Consider the following 1098-nt stretch of genomic DNA (forward strand, 5'->3'; position numbering starts at 1 on the left):
AACCGACAGCGTATTCATTCGACCATTGGATATCTTGCTCCAGTTCAGCTTGAAGAGCAGTACTGGCTTAATCTAGGACAACCGATGACTCTCTAACTTAACTGTCCACTTTTTCGGGACAAGGTCACTCTGTCCTCTTATACGATAGCCTTCGCGATCTAAATAAATCGTGACTAACTTTTGCATAGGTGAATATCCTTCAAACGGTTAATCCTTATGTAGTCCGCGAATAGTGAGGATTGAGATATCTCAGTATTTCTTCATGAACGTTTAACGAGTCCTACTAATATTTGAATTGCTCTCCCTAAGTAACCAATCAGTGTGGCTAGGGACTCAAGCACAACAATCGCCTAGATACAGTCGCCCTTCCACTGACAATTCGGGCAATTCCAATGCACCACTGGCGGATTCCCACGATCATACTCATGCCCACAGTTCGGACAGCACCCGCTCACGATAGGATGAATCCTATCAAATTGCTGCAGAACATTCGTGGTTATCAGCAGCAGTCCCTCACCAGCATAAGCCCAACCCTCGGGTGACCATGGTTCTTCTACTGTTATGCCCTCGATCTCAACAAAGTCACTGCAGCGATCGCTCTTGGGACCACTGGGATGGAGGGCGCAGATGAGATAGAGATTGCCGGAGTGGTATGGCGGCAGTCAAAGCACTGGGGTAGTTTTCGGAAATTGGGACTCATACTCAGTGGACAATGGTCCATCCCAAAGCCAAGGCTCCCAGAATGGGTAAGAGCTTCAGACTCCAACCCACCATGTTTGGCGGTAGGGGTGGCAGTTCAGGGGAAACCTTGAAATCTTCAAGCGTAAGGTGATCTAGGAGTGTAGAAGGCTGCGTTTGCCCAGTAATGATCAAATCTAACCCTGGCCAAACATATTCACAGTTATAGGGATTGGCACCTTCTTTTAAGTAGCTAGGCGGAATTAAACTTAAGACGGTGTACCTTGTATTTTCCCTTTTCACCTCGAGCGGTCATCCCTTCGATGACGGCAATCGCTAAATCGTACTCATTGCTAAACATCTGCCCCGCTATTTCGTGAGCCTTAAGTTGCCGCCACTGGGTCTCAATGTCATTCAACT

General features: G+C 47.4%; 1 protein-coding gene. It reads right to left on the reverse strand.

Going from position 1 to position 1098, the window contains the following annotated elements; all coding sequences use genetic code 11:
- Positions 1 to 702 precede the first annotated feature (702 nt).
- Complete coding sequence (locus C1752_RS28820) at positions 703 to 873, reverse strand: hypothetical protein (protein WP_158535256.1); 171 nt, start codon at positions 871 to 873, stop codon at positions 703 to 705.
- Positions 874 to 1098 lie beyond the last annotated feature (225 nt).

The organism is Acaryochloris thomasi RCC1774, assembly GCF_003231495.1.
GTDB lineage: Bacteria > Cyanobacteriota > Cyanobacteriia > Thermosynechococcales > Thermosynechococcaceae > RCC1774.